Below are 1,523 nucleotides of genomic sequence, written 5' to 3' on the forward strand. Positions count from 1 at the left end.
GCTGCGAACTCATCAGCCCCAGCTGCTTCATCCGCCTGCTGGCCCGATAACGACTCAACTGTATTCCTGCCTGCGTGACCATTTTTGCGATGCTGCGAGCGCCGGCAGAGCCGTTACTGACGGTATGTGAAGTGGTCCCCGGAATTCGGACCAGGCGCTAAGCTCTGATCAGACCGACCAGGAGAGCTTGATCATGAGCAGGAAACGTCGACAGTACAGCAGTGAGTTCAAAGCCAAGGTAGCCCTCGCCGCCCTCAAGGGAGAGCAGACCACGTCGGAGATCGCGGCCCGCTTCGAGATCCACCCCACCATGGTGAGTCAGTGGAAACGGGAACTGCTGGACAATGCCACCGGCGTCTTCGAGAGCAAGAGTTCCGGTAAAACCGCTCAGAAGACCCAGGAGGAGATCGATACGCTCTACCGCGAGATCGGCAAGCTGACGGTGGAACGGGATTTTTTGTCACGCGGGCTCGGTCGTTGAGCCGGGCCCAGCGCGTGGCACTGGTCGAGCCGCAGGCGCCCGACATCAGCCTCCGGCGTCAGTGCCAGCTACTCGGTATCAGTCGCTCCTCAATGTACTATCAGCGCAAGGCGCTAGGGGCCTATGACCTGGAGTTAATGCGTCTGATCGACGCGGAGCATCTGCGCACACCGGTCTATGGCTCACGACGGATGTCAGCCCATCTCAATCGCCAGGGATACGCGGTGAACCGCAAGCGCGTTCAGCGATTGATGCGCGAGATGGGCCTACAGGCTATTTATCCAAAGCCATGCACCAGCCGGCCGGGCGTGGGGCATCGGATCTATCCTTACTTGCTGCGGGGGCGGGTCATCGACCGCCCCAATCAAGTGTGGGCGACCGATATCACATACATTCCCTTGGCGCGCGGGTTCATGTACCTGGTGGCCATCATGGACTGGCACAGCCGTCGCGTGCTGGCCTGGCGGGTCTCCAACACCCTGGATACGGACTTCTGTATCGATGCTTTGGAGGAAGCCTTGGCGCGCTATGGAAAGCCCGAGATATTCAATACAGATCAAGGCTGTCAGTTTACCAGCCAGGCGTTCACCGAAGTGCTGGAAGCCCATGATGTCCGGATAAGCATGGATGGCAAGGGATGCTATCAGGACAACATTTTCGTGGAACGACTCTGGCGCAGCGTGAAGTACGAGTGCGTTTACCTGAAGGCTTTCGAGAGTGGCGCCCACTTGCGAAGGGATCTGAAGTGTTACTTCGCTTGGTACAACACGGAGCGGCCCCACCAAGGGCTGGACGATGCTACACCTGATGAAGTGTACTTCTCTCAACCACTGACCCAGGCGGCCTGACGCCGATGATGACCTGATCCGAGCTTAGACGACCCGTCAGGTGGTCCAAAGGATGGAGTCCACTTCAATGCGCCTCGACAACCTGATCCAGCAGCTTCTGCTCAGTCTCACAAGGTCTTCTATCCCGACTACGCCAAGCCCGGTAGCTACTGCGATGCACCCCAAACACCTGACACAAGTGCTGCACCGCGTAG

General features: G+C 58.6%; 1 protein-coding gene and 1 pseudogene. One reads left to right on the forward strand and one right to left on the reverse strand.

What is annotated here, in order from left to right:
- A pseudogene (locus MKZ40_RS16755) lies at nucleotides 1-127 on the reverse strand (IS3 family transposase); the annotation flags it as partial.
- Nucleotides 128-193: 66 nt separating this feature from the next.
- Between MKZ40_RS16755 and MKZ40_RS16760 the strand changes: the two are divergent.
- A protein-coding gene (locus MKZ40_RS16760; RefSeq protein WP_175090796.1) for an IS3 family transposase occupies nucleotides 194-1,329 on the forward strand; the annotation gives its coding sequence in 2 pieces (ribosomal slippage) (nucleotides 194-467 and nucleotides 467-1,329; 1,137 coding nt in all).
- Nucleotides 1,330-1,523: the final 194 nt, after the last annotated feature.

This window comes from Cobetia sp. BMC6, from assembly GCF_029991385.1.
Classification (GTDB): domain Bacteria; phylum Pseudomonadota; class Gammaproteobacteria; order Pseudomonadales; family Halomonadaceae; genus Cobetia.